The sequence below is a fragment of the Cohnella hashimotonis genome (assembly GCF_030014955.1).
Lineage (GTDB): Bacteria > Bacillota > Bacilli > Paenibacillales > Paenibacillaceae > Cohnella > Cohnella hashimotonis.
In genome coordinates this window covers 4,716,887-4,735,792 of record NZ_JAGRPV010000001.1, presented here as the reverse complement: position 1 = coordinate 4,735,792, position 18,906 = coordinate 4,716,887, and the positions used below count along the sequence as shown (strand labels likewise).

The 18,906-nt window shown below is 52.5% G+C and carries 12 protein-coding genes; 11 read left to right on the top strand and 1 reads right to left on the bottom strand.

The genetic code is table 11. The annotated features are described in order from the left end of the window. Nucleotides 1–101: 101 nt before the first annotated feature. The 5 genes from KB449_RS19120 to KB449_RS19100 all read left to right on the top strand — a co-directional run bounded on the left by KB449_RS19120 (nt 102) and on the right by KB449_RS19100 (nt 8,026). Nucleotides 102–1,391, top strand: a complete 1,290-nt coding sequence (locus KB449_RS19120; RefSeq protein ID WP_282909899.1) for an ABC transporter substrate-binding protein — start codon at nt 102–104, stop codon at nt 1,389–1,391. Nucleotides 1,392–1,458: 67 nt separating this feature from the next. Beyond that, the gene (locus KB449_RS19115; RefSeq protein WP_282909898.1) at nt 1,459–2,376 is read left to right on the top strand and encodes a carbohydrate ABC transporter permease; all 918 of its coding nucleotides are present in this window, start codon (nt 1,459–1,461) and stop codon (nt 2,374–2,376) included. A gap of 18 nt (nt 2,377–2,394) precedes the next feature. Beyond that, nucleotides 2,395–3,198: a carbohydrate ABC transporter permease gene (locus KB449_RS19110; protein WP_282909897.1), complete on the top strand. Its 804-nt coding sequence runs from the start codon at nt 2,395–2,397 to the stop codon at nt 3,196–3,198. A 26-nt stretch (nt 3,199–3,224) separates the two neighbouring features. Beyond that, nucleotides 3,225–5,630, top strand: a complete 2,406-nt coding sequence (locus KB449_RS19105; protein WP_282909896.1) for an alpha-L-rhamnosidase-related protein — start codon at nt 3,225–3,227, stop codon at nt 5,628–5,630. 437 nt (nt 5,631–6,067) lie between these two features. Further along, nucleotides 6,068–8,026, top strand: a complete 1,959-nt coding sequence (locus KB449_RS19100; RefSeq protein WP_282909895.1) for an alpha-L-rhamnosidase-related protein — start codon at nt 6,068–6,070, stop codon at nt 8,024–8,026. Between the two features lie 386 nt (nt 8,027–8,412). Here KB449_RS19100 and KB449_RS36535 read toward each other — a convergent pair whose 3' ends face one another. Beyond that, nucleotides 8,413–8,550, bottom strand: a complete 138-nt coding sequence (locus KB449_RS36535) for a tyrosine-type recombinase/integrase (protein WP_350356275.1) — start codon at nt 8,548–8,550, stop codon at nt 8,413–8,415. Nucleotides 8,551–8,886: 336 nt separating this feature from the next. On the opposite strand from KB449_RS36535, the gene KB449_RS19090 reads away from it, so the two are divergent. From KB449_RS19090 to KB449_RS19065, 6 genes are all read left to right on the top strand, one after another. Next, complete coding sequence (locus KB449_RS19090) at nt 8,887–10,290, top strand: SulP family inorganic anion transporter (RefSeq protein ID WP_282909893.1); 1,404 nt, start codon at nt 8,887–8,889, stop codon at nt 10,288–10,290. A 455-nt stretch (nt 10,291–10,745) separates the two neighbouring features. Next, complete coding sequence (locus KB449_RS19085) at nt 10,746–11,705, top strand: ABC transporter permease (RefSeq protein ID WP_282909892.1); 960 nt, start codon at nt 10,746–10,748, stop codon at nt 11,703–11,705. A 17-nt stretch (nt 11,706–11,722) separates the two neighbouring features. Next, the gene (locus KB449_RS19080) at nt 11,723–12,628 is read left to right on the top strand and encodes a carbohydrate ABC transporter permease (protein WP_217595485.1); all 906 of its coding nucleotides are present in this window, start codon (nt 11,723–11,725) and stop codon (nt 12,626–12,628) included. 73 nt (nt 12,629–12,701) lie between these two features. Continuing rightward, the gene (locus KB449_RS19075; protein WP_282909891.1) at nt 12,702–14,414 is read left to right on the top strand and encodes an ABC transporter substrate-binding protein; all 1,713 of its coding nucleotides are present in this window, start codon (nt 12,702–12,704) and stop codon (nt 14,412–14,414) included. Between the two features lie 137 nt (nt 14,415–14,551). Beyond that, nucleotides 14,552–16,837, top strand: a complete 2,286-nt coding sequence (locus tag KB449_RS19070; RefSeq protein WP_282909890.1) for a helix-turn-helix domain-containing protein — start codon at nt 14,552–14,554, stop codon at nt 16,835–16,837. Nucleotides 16,838–16,866: 29 nt separating this feature from the next. Continuing rightward, nucleotides 16,867–18,849: an alpha-amylase family protein gene (locus KB449_RS19065; protein WP_282909889.1), complete on the top strand. Its 1,983-nt coding sequence runs from the start codon at nt 16,867–16,869 to the stop codon at nt 18,847–18,849. Nucleotides 18,850–18,906 lie beyond the last annotated feature (57 nt).

The window sequence follows — 18,906 nt, the reverse complement described above, 5'->3', positions numbered from 1 at the left end:
CAGGCATCAAACGCTAAACAATGTTCATGGCGATCGAACCGCATGAGAATTAAGATAGATTCAGGCAAAGACGTAGTAGAGAAATGAAAGGGGATTCACACATGAGGATCGGTAAAAAACAATATGCACTGATGGCCGCTGCGGCGCTGACCACGCTTAGCTTGTCCGCGTGCGGCGGCAATTCGGACGACAATGCGGGGACGGCATCGAAAAGCAGCGACGCTTCTAAGCAAGTAACGCTGACCGTTTGGGGAGACCAAGCGAACCAGTCTTCCGTCGAAGGCGCTTTTAAAGCGATCAACCAAGCTTTCGAGGAGAAGCATCCGAACATTAAGCTGGACTTCCAATATGCCGGTACGGAAGCTTCCATCGATACGGCTGTGAAAAGCAATTCGCTGCCGGACGTATTTTTCGTTCAAGGCAACAAGACGCCTAAAATGGACCTTTACGTAAACAGCGGTTCTTTGCTACCCCTGGACGAGTACGGGATCGATGTTAGCCGTTACGATGAAGCCGCTCTTGACTATGCCAAAGTGAACGACAAACTGTACGCTTCTCCGCCGGCTTTCATGGATTCACAGCTCATTTACTACAACAAAGATATATTCGACAAGCACGGGCTCAAGGTGCCGACGACGCTTGATGAATTCGCGAAGTTGGCCGACTCGTTAAAGGCGGCCGGGATAACTCCGTTCAGCGTGCCGGGCAAGACCGAATTTGAACGAGCATGGCTTGCTTTCGCCTTGGCGCCGGTAACGGCCAACGATGCGCTGGGAAAAATCGATGCGGGCAACGGGACCTTTAAAGATCCGGGAATCGTGAAGGCTTTCCAAACGATTCGCGATTTTGCGGATAAGGGCTATTATACGAAAGATCTGGCGTCTGTCGATAATGCGGGTGCGCAGCTGGCCTTCACGAACGGAAAAACGGCTATGATGGCGGATGGAACTTGGAACGATCCGACCTTCGCAGGTTCGGGGATGAACCTTGGACGGTTCTACATTCCGGGGGCAGACGGCAAGCGAATCGCTGCGCAAAGCTTTAGCAACCTGACGACGTATGCCGTAGCTGCGAATACGAAGCATCCTGCCGAAGCCGCTGAGTATGTTAAATTTCTTACGACGCAAGAGGCGCAGCAGCTATTCGAAAATGAAACCGGAGCCGTCCCGTCGCTTCAAGATATCCAACCGAGAGATGAAAGCGTGAAGGAGCTCAGCTCGTTCGACTCTCTGGGCTATAACATTTACTCCGTGCTCACAGACGTATCTACGGAAAACGTCAAACTGACCGATATTTTCATGCAGCAAGTGATGCCCAAACTGCTGACTTCGCAGATTGATGGACAGCAGGCTGCGGATCTTTTGGAAGAAGCGCTGCTCCGTACAAAATAACGAGATCAATTGGACGGTTAAGCAAGCTACTTGCTTAGCCGTCGCCTTTTCATGAGGAGGAATCGCGATGTCGCTGCGCAATAAGCCTTATTTGTGGTTTATTCTGCCGGGCTTTATCTTGTATTCGTTGTTTGTGATCTATCCGATTTTTTCTGCCGCTCAGCTTAGCCTTTTTCATTCAAATGGATTCGGCGACAAAGCATTCGTCGGCCTGGACAATTATGTCGAGCTATTCTCGAATCCCGAGTTGAAGCATCAGTTTTTAAACGCATTAAAGCACAATTTATTTTTGGTCGTTTTGAATGTAGGCTTGCTGATTCCGATTCAGCTTTACTTTGCTTACATTATTTATACCAAGGTCAAAGGCTATCGTTTTTTTCAAACGATGATCTTTGCGCCTCAATTTATTACGACCAGCGTTATCGTCTTTCTGGCATCCCTCATTTTCGATCAAAATATCGGCATTTTTAATAATCTCTTGTCCGAGATCGGTCTCGGCGAATATACGCGCAATTGGCTCGGAGTGCCGGGTTACGAGATGATCACGTTATTCGTGATCAATGCCTGGACAGGCGTCGGATTCAGCATGATCTACTTCGTAGCCGCCATGAAGATGCTCTCCGATGAAGTGATGGAAGCTTCCTATCTGGACGGGGCAGGCTACTGGAGACGTTTCTTTTCGGTTATCATCCCGCAAATTCGATCGAGCATCGTCAACATTGCCGTTATTAGTTACATTGCATCGATGACTTTGTTCGATTTCAGCTATTTGCTCGGAGGCGTTAGCGGAGGCATAGACAATAAAATGGATGTCATGACGCTTTTCTTCTACCGCATTACCTTCGGAACGAATGGAGCCATGGGCGGAACGGTTAGCTCTAACTCGGTCGGCATGGGGACCACGATTGCCTGCGTGATGTTCGCCATCATTTTTATCGTAGCGTTGATTCAGTTGAGACTCTCCTATCGGAAGGAGGAACAGTAAATGGCGGATATAAAAAGGTTGTATATATCCAAGCTGATACTTTGGCTCTTTTCTTGCTTTACGTTATTTATTTTGGGTTATCTCGTTTGGAATTCGTTTCGTACGAAGAGAGATGTATTATCCAATACGCTCGGTTGGCCTAAATCTTTTACATTCGACGGGTATGTCGACATTTTCCGCGACGAACATTTCGGCATTCACATATGGAATAGCGTTGTCGTTCTGGTCGTTACGATCTTCATTATCGTCGCCCTCGCTTCTATGGTGGCCTACGGATTGGGACGCTACAAGTTTAAATTCAAGCAAGGCGTCCTTCTCTATTTCTTGGTAGGTTTGATGTTTCCGGTGCAGCTCGGCATCGTGCCTATTTTTCTCATCATCAAGAACATGGGACTTATCAATTCGTTATGGAGCGTCATTTTAATCTTGTCGGCCGGCATCTCCATGCCCGTATTGCTGCTGTCGAATTTTTTTGCGGGTCTGCCCAATGCGTTAGCGGAGTCCGCCAGACTGGACGGGGCGGGTGAATGGAAAACTTTTTATCGAATTATGTTCCCTCTGGCTTCGCCGGTAATCGTAAGCTTGTGCATCATTTTATCGGTAAGCGTGTGGAACCAATTTTTTGTGCCGCTTGTTATGCTTCAAAACGAAACGGTAAAGACGATTCCGCTTGCGATTATGAAGTATACTTCGAATATTTTGATGAGCATGGATTATGCCTTGGTCAGCTCCGTATTAGCTACGATTCCGATTTTGATTCTTTTTTTCATATTTTCCGAACGGGTTATTTCGGGTGTAGCCTCAGGGAGCATTAAAGAATAAGCGATTTTGTTAGGAGATTACGAACTGTGCAGACACCTTGGGAAGACGAAGCAAGCTGGATATGGACGGCGGATTGGACACATGAAGATGAATCTGGGATCGGCAAGTTCGTTTATTTTCGAAAAACGGTTGAACTGGGAGAAGGACCGTTCAATTGTACGCTCCGGATCTCGGCAGATAGTCGCTACAGGCTGTTCGTCAATGGCCATTCGATCTGCAGCGGCCCCAGCAAAGGGGATCGCTTCACCTGGTATTACGACAGCCTCTCAATCGGAGACCGACTAAGGCCAGGACAAAACGTGATTGCGGTCCAGGTGCTGAGATATCCGTACGCGGGCGGCGGGAATCAGTCGGTTTGGCGGACCAGGCTCCCCGGCTTGTACGTTCATGCCGACATCAGGAATCCTTCAAGCAATGAGATTGTACATGCACATACCGACGATTCATGGCTTTGCTTGAAGGATGAGGCTATCGTTCTGACGCAAGGCGTATATACGCAGTTTCTTGGCGTTACGGAATCGGTTGACGGTGCAAAGCTGCCGGTTGGATGGGATAACGTCCGCTTTGATGACACTGGATGGCAAAAAGCCCGTTCGTATGTTTTCGATACGAAGCATGGGGAATTAAGGCCTTGGGAACTGTCGGAGCGTCCGATTCCGATGATGTACGAGAACGGCCGGACTTTTCAAAGCATTAGCAAGTTCGCCGGTTCCGATGAGGCAGAGGAATATTGGGCAAACTTGTTGAGCGGCAGAGGCGCAGTCTTCATCGAGCCCAAGAAGTCCGTAACCGTAGACGTCGATGCCGGAGAGCTGACGACAGGCTATATTGAACTGCTGATGAGCGGGGGACAGGACGCTGCGATCGAATTGCTATGCGCCGAATGCTACGAACAAGAGCCCATATTGGTGCCATGGTTGCGCGATAAAGGAGATCGTACGGACAGCGTTAACGGCGATTTGTACGGCGATATCGACCTCTATAAACCTGCAGGCGAAGGCGATGAGAGCGGATCGAAGCTGGAAAAGTACGAGCCCTTTTGGTTTCGTACGTTCCGATATGTCAGAATCAAGATCGAAACCAAAGAGCAACCGCTGAGGCTGCATCGATTAACGTACCGGGAAACGGGGTATCCGATCGACGTTGCAGCCGAGTATCGTTCCTCCGATCCCGAGGAGTCCGTCTTATGGGACATTAGCGTGAGAACGCTAAGGCGTTGCATGCACGAAACCTATGAAGACTGCCCCTATTACGAGCAGCTTCAGTATGCGATGGATACTCGCTCGCAAATTTTGTTCACCTATTGCCTGTCGGGCGACGATCGATTGGCGCGGAAAACCTTTTATGAATTCCATAGCTCCCTTTTGCCGCAAGGATTAACGCAGTCCAGGTATCCTTCGGTCGCGACGCAAGTCATTCCGGGATTCTCGCTTTATTGGATTTATATGCTTCACGATCATATGATGTTCGCCGGCGACCGCAAAATGCTGGAGAGGTATTTGCCGAGCATAGATGCGGTCCTGGGATATTTCCATCGCACGATTGACGCCAGCGGGCTCGTCGGTCCCATGAATCCAAGGTACTGGTCCTTTGTAGATTGGGCCGATAAGTGGAAAGACGACTATGGCGTACCGGATGCTGCGAAAAAGGGGCCGTTAACGGTCTATTGTTTAATGTACGCCTACGCGTTGCGCCAGGCTGCAGAGATCGCCGACTATGCCAACCGGGCCCGGCTGGCTTCCGAGTATCGGGATCGCGCATCCGACATGATACGCGCCGTGAGAACGCATTGCATGTCGGCCGATATCCCCGGCTGTTTTACGGATGGGCCGAACGTGGAGGCGTATAGCCAACATGCGCAGATCTGGGCGATATTGAGCGGGGCTGCGAGTGTTGAAGAGGGGCGTAACGCTTTGCTGACGGCGCTGGACGATCCTTCTTTTGTCCCTTGCTCTTTTGCCATGTCGTTCTATCAGTATCGTGCCCTGACTATGGTTGGCTTGTACGAGCGGGTGCACGAACTGCTGGCGCCATGGAGAAAAATGGCGAAGGACGGTCTGACGACCTGGATGGAGGATACGGTTAGTCAGCGGAGCGACGCGCATGCGTGGGGCTCGGTCCCGATCTACGAATATGCGGCCGAGACGCTTGGCGTCCACGCCAAAGCGCCGGGCTTCAAGGAAATCGGAATACGCCCCTTCATCGGCAGGTTAACGCATGCGGGCGGGCGCGTCATGACTCCGCACGGCCCGGTCGATGTCGATTGGCGGGTAGACGACGGATACTTTCATATAAGCGCGAAATGGCCTGAACATCTCACTTGTACGCTTGTTCTCCCTAACGGTTCGTCCGTCAGTGTCGAGAACGGCGGCAAATACGAGACAACCGTTGAATGGCGACAATCGGCGGCAGCGGAAGGAGACGCGCAGTGATCAACCCTGAGACATGCCTGTTGAGCGGCGCGTATTGGTTAAAGCCGTCGCGGGAAGCTTACGAAGACAAGGGACTCATTCCGGATCGGAAGGAAAATCGATTCGTCTATTACCGGCTTGGAGTCGAGCTGGATTCGCCGTCCTCTCTGGAGCTGTCCATCAGCGCGAACAGCCGGTATCGGTTGTGGATCAATGGACAGCCCGTCCTTTCCGGTCCTTGCCGGGGAGATCGTTGGCGGCATTATTATGAGACCTTTGAAGCGGGGCAGTATCTTCGTTCGGGACATAACGTATTCGCCGTTCAAGTATGGTCGTTAAATACGTATATGGTCAACGATCCGAGACGTTCGGATCAACCGCTGTTCACGGTTGCCTCGCTTCCGGTCGGTCCCAGACTGGCGCTGTCCGGCATATGCAAAGATCAAACGGGCAAGCCGTTGGCCAACCTTCAAACAGGCACCGCAGATTGGCGAGTCATGGTGGATCAGGCGATTGAAACCCATTCAGACGAAGACTATACGATCTTTATGGGGGCAATTGCCGAACGGGTGCAAGGGGAGCTTATTCCGGAAGGGTGGAAATGTGCAAAGAACCCCGAAGGCAGATGGGCAGCTGCGGAGAAAGGAGAGCCATGCCTGGGTAAAGACGATCCCCACCCCCTTTTTATCGTTCCGCAGCTTCCTTTGGTAAGCAGACCGATTCCGCTTCTTTTCGAGCGTGTGCGAGGCTTCGTTCGAGAGATGCCTGCACGCAAGGGAGACGCAGGTCCGATTCGTTTTAGCGAACAAACGGGATCCGCCATGGTTCCTCCTTTCAGTCGCGCCGTTGTCGAACTGGATGCAGGAGAGCTGACGACCGGCTACCCTGTTTATTCCATCGAGCAAGGCAAAGGCGCTCAGATCGTATTCCGCTATGCAGAAAGGTATGTACAGCCAGGGAACGAGAAGGCGAATACGGTCCGGGACGATGCCGAGAACGGGATCATTCGGGGGTTCGAGGATATTTATTATCCGTCGGGAAATGCCGAGGTGTACGAGCCCTTCTGGTTAAGGGCGTTCCGATTCATCCGGATCGAGGTGCAGACAGGTCCGCAACCACTGTTGCTTCACCGTCCCGCATTTCGAGAGAGCGCTTATCCGTTAAATGCCCAATCGTTCGTTAACTCGCCAGCGCCCTGGATCAGGCAGCTTTGGGATATCAGTCTTCGTACGCTGCAATTGTGCATGCACGAGACGTATGAGGACTGTCCCTATTACGAGCAAATGCAGTTCATCATGGACACGCGTCTCCAAGCGCTTTTTACGTATGGTGTCGGAGGCGATATCGGCTTAGTCCGGAAGGCGTTGGAGGATTTCCACGGCTCGCTGCTCCCGGAAGGGATTACCCAGGATCGGTTTCCAAGTGCCATGGCGCAGATTATTCCGTCCTTCTCCCTTCATTTTGTGTTTATGCTGCACGATTATTATTGGCAGACCGGAGACGTCACTCTCGTTAAACGATATCGGCCGACGATCGATGCGGTATTGGATTGGTTCGACCGAAGAGTCGGCGAGTCCGGCTTGGTCGAGAGAATTGGGTATTGGGCGTATATCGATTGGGTAGCCGAGTGGAAGGAAGGCGTACCCACCGCCTGTAAGACAGGCCCGTCAACTGTGCATAATCTTGTTTATGCGAGCGCATTGCAAGTGGGGGCAAAATTGAACGACGCTACGGGACGTTCACAGATCGGATCCGAGTATGCAGACCGCGCAAACCGGATCCTTGCCTCGATCGAACATTTATGCTGGTCGGAAGAGAAGGGAATGTACCGTGAAGGGCCAGCCGTCGAACAATACAGCCAGCATGCCCAGATCTGGGCAGTATTAACTGGATTGTGCGAGGAACAGGGAGCACGAAGCGTGATGTTGAAGGCGTTAGATGAGCCCGACGTGCTCAAATGCTCGTTTTCGATGGCCTTTTTCTTATTCCGTGCCTTAGAGAAATCCGGACTTTATTCGCGAACGTCGGAACTGCTCCAGCAATGGATCGATCTGCTTCCGCTACATTTAACAACGCTTCCGGAGACTCCGAGAGAGCCGCGCAGCGATTGCCATGCATGGAGCGCGCTGCCTCTGTATGAATTCACGCATTGTCTGCTTGGCGTTAAGGCAGGAAGTCCGGGATGGACCGCAATTCATATTGAGCCCCACTCGTCGTACTTGACAGAAATGAGCGGAACCCTTCAAACGCCAGTCGGCCAAGTGACGGTTTCTTGGAGAAAAGAGGAGGACTCTCTCTTCATTACAGGAAACGTTCCGATCGGGATCCCCTTGCGAGTGCGGTGGGACGGTGGAAAAGAACGGGTATTTGCGAACGGCGGGAGCTTTAATGAAGTTCTTGTTCGCCATAAAAATTGAATAAGAGGGTCCGGTGCCTTACCCTCTAGTTTTTGGTTATGTAATGCATGTAATATTTCGGTTTTGCGTCCTGCTCTTTTGTGAAGAGCAGGATTTTTTTATGCAAGAAGGAGTGAAGTGAAATGAGGTGAAGAGACTCTAGGAGCTCGGACACTTCCGATTCACAATAGACATCGACATTTGTTTTTGCGACTTTAGGCCGCTTAATTGCTTGAACTGGACTTTCCTTTATCACTCTCCATTCTACAGCCCGATCAAAAATATCTTTTAAAATGCGATGAATAAAACGAAGTATGGTGGAGGATAACCCTCCGTTTTTTCCGTCTCTTCTGGCATCGTCCTGTTCAAGTGTTTGGAGCAAAGTAATAAGATGTAATGGCTTTATTTCATCGGAGTCTCTTATGGCCAAAAGTAGGAAGAATGTGGTTTCTAAGCATGTGGGAGTAATTCTCCAAGGTTTTGAGTTCAAGGTGCTTGCTACCGTATTTTTCATTCCATTCGGCCACGAACTTTGAGAAAACCATTTTCTCAGGCGCAATGTATTCACCGGCTTCGACTTCAACTTGAAACTTTGCTAGTTCCTTTTCCGCTTCTCGAATGCCGGATGCCTTGATGGTTTCAGAGCGCTTAATTCTCTTGCCTGCATTGTCGTATCCAGCCTCTACAAGCGGCCTCCGTGGACCACACGGCAAAGTAAAAGCCCGACGAATAATAAAGGCACAGTCACTCAAGAGATTGAGGGGCTGTGCCTATTTTCGCTGCATACGGATTGCTGATTTGAAGGGGAATGGTAAAATGGACATTGTGCTGTCGGCAGCACATCTTGGCATTAAACGCATACAGATTGGAAGTGAACGGTTTTGCTTGGCAAACAAAGTTTTTTCAGCAATTGGAAAGTTCAGGTGCTGGCGGGGATTACGACCTCGCTGGCCGTGATCCCGGATTCATTGGCATTTTCCTTTATGGCGGGCGTTCATCCGAACGTAGGCTTTTACACGTCGATTATCATTTTGCTGGTCATTACGGTACTTGGCGCTCGCGGCGGCATGATCTCTGCTTCGGCGGGCTCGATGGCGGTGCTCATGACCACGCTCGTCGCCGGCCACGGGCTGCAGTATTTGTTCGCGGCGACCATTCTGACCGGACTCCTTCAGCTCGCCATGGGGCTGCTGCGCGTGGGGCGCTGGATGAACTTCGTGTCGCGCGCCGTCGTCACCGGCTTTATCAATGCGCTTGCCATCTTTATCTTTATGGCCCAACTGCAAAATTTCCGCGGCCAGCCGTGGGGCGCATTTGCGATGGCTGGCGTCACCCTTGTCATCGTTTTTCTGTTCCCCCGCCTCAACAAGACGATTCCTTCGCCGCTGTTTGCGGTCGTCGTGATGTCCGTTGCGGCTTGGGCGTTCCACATTCCGCTGCAGCGCGTATCCGACGTGGCGCAGCTGTCGTCGGCGCTGCCTGGATTCGGCCTGCCGCAGGTTCCGCTCACCTGGGAGACGTTTCGAGTGATTTTACCCTATGCGCTGTCGCTGGCCATCGTAGGCACAACGGAGACGCTGCTGACGCAGGATTTTCTGGATAAACTGACGAGCGAGAAGACGGATAAAAATAAGGAAATTCGCGGTCAGGGCATCGCAAACGCTGCTTCCGGATTTTTTGGCGGCATGGCCGGTTGCGCCTTGGTGGCTGAATCCGTGCTGAACGTCAAGCTTGGGGGAAAAGGCCGTTTGTCCATGCTGACGGCAGGGCTTTTCCTGCTGTCACTCGTGCTCGTATTCGGCAGCGTGCTGAATTATATTCCGATGTCGGTGCTGGCCGGGGTAATGATCATGATTTGCGTGCAAATTTTCGATTGGGGCTCGCTTAAGAACATTCGGCGCATCCCGAAGAGCGAAACCACGATCATGCTGACGACGATGGTCGCAGCGCTGCTGACGCACGATCTGGCAATCGGCGTGTTCGCCGGCGTGCTGCTCAACCTTGTTCTATTCGTCGTGCAAATGTCGCGTATTCATGTGACGAGCGAACGGACCGGCACCACGCTCACCTATGCGGTAACGGGCCACCTGTTTTTCGGCTCTTCGCCGATGCTACGGGAGAAGATCGAGTTACCGAGTGACGAGACGGCGGTGACGATTGATCTGAGCCGGGCAAGCGTATGGGACCATTACGCCGAACGCGACATCGAGAGCCTGCTGGACGATTTCCGGCTGCAGAAGAAGAGCGTTCGCTTGATCAGAAAGGAGTCCGGCGCCATTTCATGAAAAACATTTGAATGTTCTTTATGAACTCGCTTCACCAAATGCTAACTTCAAACACGCCGATAAGGCGTGTTTTTGCATTTGACCGTCAATGCTCAAGACTGCTTCGGTCTCCCGGCTAAATTCCCGTAAAGCCCCTCTATTAAAGAAGCTTTTTCGCATTTACGCCATAAATCGTACGCCATTTTATAAATCGTCCGTCGGCTGCCGGCGGCCGTATCATGTCGGTTTCCCGAGAATTGCCCGCGCAAACTAAGTTTTGGCCGTATTCTTCTAGCAAGCCCGATGATACGTTTGGGACAGGCACTGCGTATAGCCGAGACCGGGGAAAGGAGGCGCCATCACGATTGAACGCAAACGTGAACGCAAACGCATATGCGACCGAGCATCGCGAGAAGCTTGACGAACGGGCAAGCACATTTCTGACGTCCAGTTGATTGAATGGGGGGGATACCGTATTGAAGGCCGACATACTTGTTCGGACTGAATGGAATCGGAAGTCGCGACGCATAACCAGACATACGATCCGGAGAATGCTGGCCCACTGGCAGCTTTACGTGATCCTGCTCCCTCCGTTGCTGTATGTGATCATCTTTCACTATATCCCGATGTACGGGATACAGCTTGCTTTCAAACAATTCCAGGCGATGAGCGGGATCGCCGGCAGCCCTTGGGTTGGATTCAAACATTTCGACCAGTTCTTCAGTTCGCCTTCCAGCTGGAGAATCATCCGGAATACGGTCGGCATCAGCCTGTATTCGCTCGCGGCCGGTTTTGCGTTTCCCATTTTGCTTGCCGTCGCGTTAAACGAAGTGCGGGGACGTTTTTTTAAGAAAACGGTTCAGATGGTCACGTATGCGCCGTACTTTATTTCGACGGTGGTGCTCGTGGGAATGCTGATGCAAATTCTCGATCCGCGGATCGGCGTGATCAATCAATTTATCGCGTTATTCGGCGGGGATCCCGTCAACCTGATGGGCAAGGCGGCATACTTCAAATCTATCTACGTATGGACGACCATCTGGCAGGGAACCGGTTATTCGGCCGTTATTTATCTCGCGGCTTTGTCAGGCGTCAGCAAGGATCTGCAGGAAGCCTGCGTTATCGACGGGGCGTCCAAGCTTCGGCGGATCTGGCATGTCGATCTGCCTGCCATCCGTCCTACCATCGTCATTTTGCTCGTTTTAAGCTTCGGCAACGTGATGAACGTCGGGTATGAGATGATTTTCCTTATGCAGAACAGTTTGAATCTGACGACATCCGAGATCATTTCGACTTATGTGTACAAGGTTGGTTTGGTCAATGCGAATTTCAGCTTCTCTACGGCAATCGGTTTATTTAATTCCGTTATCAACCTGATTCTGCTGGTGGCGGCGAACTACGCAGCGAAGAAGTTCACCGATAGCAGTCTGTGGTGAAAAAAGGAGGGGACACCATGGAAGCGCATCCGAATCGGTTGATGAAGGAGTCGCCCGGAGACCGGATATTTAATGTAGCGACCTATTTATACCTGGCGATTGTTTTTGTGCTGGTCGCCTATCCGCTGATCTATGTCGTAAGCGCTTCCTTCAGTGCGCCGAGCGCGGTAATCTCAGGCAAGGTTTGGCTCTGGCCCGTAGAGCCGACATTAAACGGTTACGAGGCCGTATTCAAAAACAAGCAATTGGTAAGCGGCTTTGCCAACTCGCTTTTTTACATGGTGGCCGGCACGCTGATCAATCTGGTGATGACCGTTATGGCAGCGTTTCCCCTGTCCCGGAAGGAGCTGTTCGGCCGAAACCTGTTTATGGCGATCTTCTTGTTTACGATGCTCTTCTCAGGGGGGCTCATTCCGACCTTCCTGCTGGTCAGGGACCTGGGCTTGCTCGATACGAGGTGGGCGATGATTTTGCCCGTGGCCTTGTCGGTATGGAACCTGATCATCACAAGAACATACTTTCAGGCTACGATCCCGGACGAATTATACGAGGCTGCATCGATGGACGGCTGCACCGACTTTCGCTTCCTTCTCCGTATGGCACTTCCGCTGTCCGCGCCGATTCTGGCCGTCATGGCGCTCTATTACGGGGTCGGTCACTGGAACAGTTACTTTAATGCGCTCATCTATCTGAAATCGCCGGATCTTCAGCCGCTTCAAATCATACTGCGCAATATCCTGGTGCTAAATCAGCTGGACCCGACGATGATGCAGGATTTCGAGGTGCTGCAGCGCAAGCAGGGTCTGGCCGACATCGTCAAATATGCCGTCATCGTCGTTGCAAGCCTGCCGGTGCTGCTTATCTACCCATTCGTGCAGAAATACTTCGTTCGCGGGATCATGATCGGCGCAATCAAAGGCTGATTGCAAGCCTGGCACAAAAGCGGTGTAATGGTTGAAAGGGTCGGTCGCACGAAAACACAACTGGGGGTATACCATGAAAAAGGTTGTCAAAACGTTAGTATTAAGCCTAATCTGTCTGTCCTTCATTCTTGCCGGATGCGCCATAGATAAGGGAACCGGTAATCAGACGGGCAGCCCGAACGCCTCTGGCGGCGGCAGCGCCGGAGAAGCGGCGGTAACCGAACCCGGCAGCTACCCGATCGTCAAAGATAAAATTACGTTGCGGGTCATGGCGCCGCAAATTCCACAGATCATCGACTTTAACACCAACGAGTTTACGAAATGGTATGAAGAAAAAACGAACATTCATATCGAATGGGAAGTCGTCCCTTCGGGGAACGTCAAAGAGAAGCTGAATCTCGTTCTGGCAAGTGGCGACTATCCGGACATCTTTCTCGGCCTCGGCGTCGACGACGTCATCGAAGCCCAGTACGGTGTCGGTCAGCAAATTTTCCGGCCTCTCGACGGCTTGATCGAGAAGCACATGACTGCCTTCAAGGAGGTTATGCAGAAGCATCCGGACATTAAGGGAAGAATCACCGCCACGGACGGCAACATCTATTCGCTGCCTTCCTGGAACGACTGCTTCCACTGCGGTTATGCCCAAAAAATGTGGATCAATCAAGAGTGGCTCGATAACTTGGGACTTCCGATGCCTACGACGACAGACGAGTTTTATCAAGTGATGAAGGCCTTCAAGGAAAAGGATCCCAACGGCAACGGCAAAGCCGACGAAATTCCGCTGGCCGGCGCGACTGACGGCTGGTACACGACGATCGACGGCTTTCTAATGAATCCGTTTATTCTTAATCCAGGCATGTATAACCCGCTCAAGATGATCGTACAGGACGGAAAGGTCATGTCGATCGTAAATACGCCGCAATACAGGGACGGTCTCGCCTATCTGAATAAATTGTATGCCGAGGGGCTGATCTATCAGCCTTCGTTCACCCAGAAAATCGACCAGCTGAAGTCGATTGCCGCGAGCGAAGGAAGCGCGATTCTCGGCGCATTCCCGACCGGAGCCAGCGTCGGCGTGATCGATCCCGCCACGAACCAGGAACGGTACAAGCAGTACGTTACCGTACCTCCGCTTAAAGGGCCGGACGGAACGAGACAAGCTACGTTTTTCAAGTTTGATGCGGTGCAAGGCGGCGACTTCCTGATCTCTTCCACCTCCAAATATCCGGAAGCGGCCATTCGCTGGGCGGACGGTCTGTATGAATTCGAAACCCAGACTCGGTTGATCACCGGGCCGAAGGACGTGGGCTGGACAACGCCGGATCCGGGCGCCGTGGGGCTGAGCGGGAAGCCGGCGCTGCTGAAGCGACTGAAGCCTTATACGAATGAACCGCAAAATGACGGCTGGATGCATGCGGCCATCGAATACGCGCCGGCCGAATGGCGACTGGGCGAACAGGTGGAGCCCAGCTCGGATCTTTTCACGCCGGATGGCCTCGAGCGTCTGTTGTATGAGGAGACGGCAAAAAAATACCAGCCTTATACGCCGGAAAATACGACGGTCATGCCGCCGGTCAAACTGCTGGCAGAAGAAAACGACGAGCTTCAAACGATCCGGATCGAGCTGGAAAACTATATCAACGAATCGACGGTTCGATTTATTACCGGCAACTTGAAGCCTGCAGCCGATTGGGACAGCTACGTGCAGAGCCTCGATAAGATCGGACTCCAACGATTCGTCGAGATCAATCAGAAGGCTTACGATCGACAGTACGCGGGCCATTAAGCATACGGAAGCTACGGAAAAGACCGCCATAACTTCGTTATGGCGGCCTTGCCTCTTGCCCTTCTGCAAGATGGCAACACCAAAAGGGCTGTGATATACTTTTTTGACAACGCTTTCGCAAGTGCTGGGGGGATTCGATGTCATTTCTAAAGAAAAGACGCAGGCATGCCACGCTGACCAGACTGATCCTGTCCTATCTGCTTGTCCTCGTCATTCCGCTGCTGATCGGAAGCTACGTTTATAAGGAAACTGTCCAGCTTGCGCAGGAGGAGGCGCTCCGTTCCAATCAATCCCTTCTGGAGCAAACGGGGGCGATTGTGGACGAGCGGCTGAACGAGCTTGGCGCCATCTCCAAGTATATCGCGATGGACCGCAAGATTATCTCCCTGATGAACGTCGAGGAAATCGCGGAAGGATCAAACGATTACTACAAGGTCTGGGACATCCTGAGCACGAACCCCAAGTACAATTTAACCAACAAATTTATCGTCGATTATTTTGTTTTCTTCAAGGACAATCGGCTTGTGCTGTCGTCGGACCGGTCCTATACGAGTCCGGAAGCGTTCGAGAAAAGTCTGTATCGGAATCAAGACAGCGGTCGCCCGGACTGGAACCGCATCCTGTGGAACGAGCGTCACCAAAGCCAATACGTCGCCGGCGGCCACGTGACGATCGACGGCAAGAGCCACCGCGTCATTTATTACCTGCAGTCGATCCCTTGGGAGTATAGCAGCAATCCCAAGGGCGCGTTGATGATTCTGATCGATGAATCCGCCATTCAGAACCTGTTGTCCAAGATCAACCTCGGACGCAGCGGGATGATATTCGTCGAAAATCAGGATGGGGACATCATTACGCAGTTGACGGGAGATCGGACGGTCATCGAGCCGTCCGGCATGGCTGCGGGCAACCTTCGAGACGGAAACTACGTATCGCCTGCCGGGGAGAAGTTTATCGTGTCCCGTTCGTTGTCGACTGTAAGCGGCTGGAAATACGTTTCCGTCGTCCCGTCGAGACTGGTGATGACCAAGGTGGACTACATCCGCAATATTACCTTTGCCGTACTGCTGATCACGCTTACGCTTGGCGTCGTCACGGCTTGCATGCTGGCTTATCGGAACTACAAGCCGGTCAAACAGCTGGTCGGCAAAATCAGGGAGCTATTCGGAACGGACAACGACAGAAGCATGAGCGAGTATGATTATCTGGACAGCAGGATTTCGGAATTGTACCGCAGCCATCGGAGCATGCGCGACCAGATGCTCCGAACGACCTTTTTCGAGCGGCTGCTGAACGGCGGTTTTTACGATCAGGGCGAGGATTCGCTGCCGGTTCATGTAGAAGGAGAACGCTTCGGCGTCATGCTGGCGCGGATCATGCCGGGCAAGGATACGTCGGACAGACGGACGGCGGAACAAATGAACAGACTGATGCTTCTCGTCAAGGAGGAGCTGTGTACCGAAGCTAAAGTACCCTATTATAAGGATGACCTGAACGATAACCGGATCGTGATCGTCGTTTCCTTCGGTGAAGGCGATCCGTCGTCGATGAGGAGCATCGTCGAATGGTTCGAGGAGAAGGTTCGGGACAAGCTGCTCTTCGACGTTCACTTCTCCGCAGGTGGGGTGTATCCGGGATTGCAAAATGTGAGCATTTCGTTCGACGAGGCCAAGCAGGCGCTCGAATACGCCCGTTACGCGAAGAGCGGAAGAGCCTATACGCTTTTTAGCGAAGTGCCGAACGAGAACCAGAAGTTCTACTATCCGATTGAGCTGGAACTGAAGCTCATCAGCAACGTCAAGAGCGGCGACGAGGCGGAGGTTCGCAGGATCATCCGCAGGATCAGCGAGGAGAACTTCGTGAACCGAAGCTTGACATCCGGGATGATCGAGCAGCTCATTCATGTGCTTAAAGGCACCGTCGTCCGATGTCTCGGTCCGAACGAAATGGAGCCGCAAGTCGGTCGGTTGCTGGAGAAGGTTCAGCGGATGGACCGGATCGAGGACATTTTCGAAGCGATTCTGGCGTCGCATTTGTTATTATGCCATGCGCAGGCCGAACAGAAAAATGAGGACAAAGCCAGATTGAAGGAGCAGATCGCGGCGATTGTCGAGCAATCCTATATGCAGGAAAATTTTGTGTTGTATGAGCTTGCATCGCAGCTTCGCTTTTCGGAAACGTACATGTACCAGCTGTTCAAGGAGCTGATGAACGCCACCTTTTCCGATTATCTCGAAGGTACGCGCATTCGGCGCGCGTGCGAGCTGTTGAACGGAGAGGAATCTACGATACGAGACGTAGCCAAGGCGGTCGGATACAGCAGCGACCACACGTTCCGGCGGGCATTCAAGCGAATCATGGGGGTGGCTCCCACGGAATATGTAAAGGCCACCAGAGGGTTACAGGGGACATCGGCAACGTGAACGATCACGAGAGGGAGTAGGTCTGACGAATGAACAAGCTGGCTTCAAGACAAGTGCATCTGGATTTTCATACTTCCGAGTTCATACCGGGCGTAGGTGCTAAATTCGATGCAGCGCAATTCCAGGATGCGCTTCGAGCGGGACATGTAAACTCCATCACGATTTTCGCCAAATGCCATCATAGCTGGAGCTATTACCCGACCAAGGCGGGGCGCATGCATCCGACGCTCAATACGGACTTGACCGGCGCGATGATGGACGCCGCGCATGCGATCGGGGTCAAGGCGCCGGTCTATATTACGGTCGGCTGGTCGGCAGGGGATGCGGACGAAATGCCGGAATGCGTAGCGCGGCAGCAGGATGGCGGGATACAGATGATCGGCGGCGTGCCGGACGCGTCGCCCTCCGACAAGCGGCCGATCGTCTCCTGGAAGTTCATGTGTCCGAGCGGCCGCTATGCGGAATTGATTTATGCGCAAACCCGCGAAGTGTGCGAACGTTATCCGGAGCTGGACGGTCTTTTTTACGATATTTGCTTCCAGCCGCCGCTATGCTGGTGTGCCAATTGCGTTGCCGGCATGAAGGAGCAGGGGCTAAACCCGGCTATCGAACAGGACGTGCGCAGCTATCAAGTTCTCAAATGGACGCGTTTTACTTCAACCTGCACGTCAATATTGAGAGAGTATCACCGTGATGCGTCCATTTTCTTTAACGGCGGCGCGGAGTTGAATCACAAGGAGTGGCATGGCGTCCACACCCATATCGAGATGGAAGACTTGCCGACGACATGGGGCGGGTACGACAAGATGCCCGTGCGCGCCAAATATTTTGCCGCCCTCGGAAGTTCGTACCTCGGGATGACCGGGAAATTTCACACGATGTGGGGCGAGTTCGGCGGATTTAAGAGCCCCGAAGCGCTTCGCTACGAGGTCGCTTCGATGATGATGTATGGCGCCCGCTGCAGCATCGGCGATCAGATGCATCCGAGCGGTCTGATGGATATGGAGACTTATCGCACGATCGGCGAAGCTTACCGCTATGCGGAACAGATCGAGGAATGGTGCTTCAACGTCGAGGAGACGGCTAAGCTGGGCGTGATATTATCGAACCGATCGGAAGCGGATGAAGGTCTGACCAAAATGCTGCTCGAATGCCAGCTCGACTTCGACATCGCGGACCCGACACAAGCGTTGGACCGATTCGAGACGCTGATCCTGCCGGATTCGGTTGTGTTAAACGAGGAATCGGCCTTGCGAATCCAAAGCTATGTCGACCGGGGCGGAAGTGTGCTTCTCACGGGGTCAAGCGGCTTGAATCCGGGGAAAACCCATTTTCAGCTCGATGTCGGTGCCGCCTATCAAGGTCCCTCTTTATACGAAAACGATTATGTGCTTGCGGGCAAATCGTTGAACGCCGGCATCGTAACGAGTCCGTTTTTGTTCTATGAAGGCGCCGAGCAGGTGAGCGTGAAGGACGCGGAAGTTCTGGCCACGATCTACGAGCCGTTCTTCAACAGGACATACGGCCATTATTGCTCGCATCAGAACACGCCCTATCGTATGGACCCAGCCGATTACCCGGCTGCCATCCGCAAAGGCAGCATCGTATATGTGGCTCATCCGATCTGCTCGATGTACTTCCGTCATGGCGCCAAATATCATCGCGACTATCTGATCAACGCCCTGAACCTGGTTTATCGCAAGCCTGTCATGCGGGTAAGCTTGCCCAGCTGCGGTCGGGCACGGTTCGTCTATCAGCGTTCGCGGGAGCGATATATTTTGCACCTGACGTATGCCGCGCCGATTCAACGGGGCAGGACGAGCGTGATCGAGGATATGCCGCCGATCTACGACGTTGCTGTCGAGCTGACCGTCGGATCGCGCGTGACGCGGGCGACGTTGATTCCCCAGGGTGAATCCATACCCTTTGTGCAGTCCGGCGACATCGTGAAGCTGACCGTTCCCCGCGTTCAGGGACATCAGATGGTGGTTTTAGACGAGACACGCCGATGAGGCGTGTTTTTCGTATTCTCGTTATGTAGTAATGATATCTAATCGATTAGATCGAAA

Bases quoted from the DNA above. Each gene is read 5' to 3' on its own strand.
- KB449_RS19120 (WP_282909899.1), top strand. From the start codon at position 102: ATGAGGATCGGTAAAAAACAATATGCACTGATGGCCGCTGCGGCGCTG.
- KB449_RS19115 (WP_282909898.1), top strand. From the start codon at position 1,459: ATGTCGCTGCGCAATAAGCCTTATTTGTGGTTTATTCTGCCGGGCTTT.
- KB449_RS36535 (WP_350356275.1), bottom strand. From the start codon at position 8,550: ATGGTTTTCTCAAAGTTCGTGGCCGAATGGAATGAAAAATACGGTAGC.
- KB449_RS19080 (WP_217595485.1), top strand. From the start codon at position 11,723: ATGGAAGCGCATCCGAATCGGTTGATGAAGGAGTCGCCCGGAGACCGG.
- KB449_RS19075 (WP_282909891.1), top strand. From the start codon at position 12,702: ATGAAAAAGGTTGTCAAAACGTTAGTATTAAGCCTAATCTGTCTGTCC.
- KB449_RS19070 (WP_282909890.1), top strand. From the start codon at position 14,552: ATGTCATTTCTAAAGAAAAGACGCAGGCATGCCACGCTGACCAGACTG.
- KB449_RS19065 (WP_282909889.1), top strand. From the start codon at position 16,867: ATGAACAAGCTGGCTTCAAGACAAGTGCATCTGGATTTTCATACTTCC.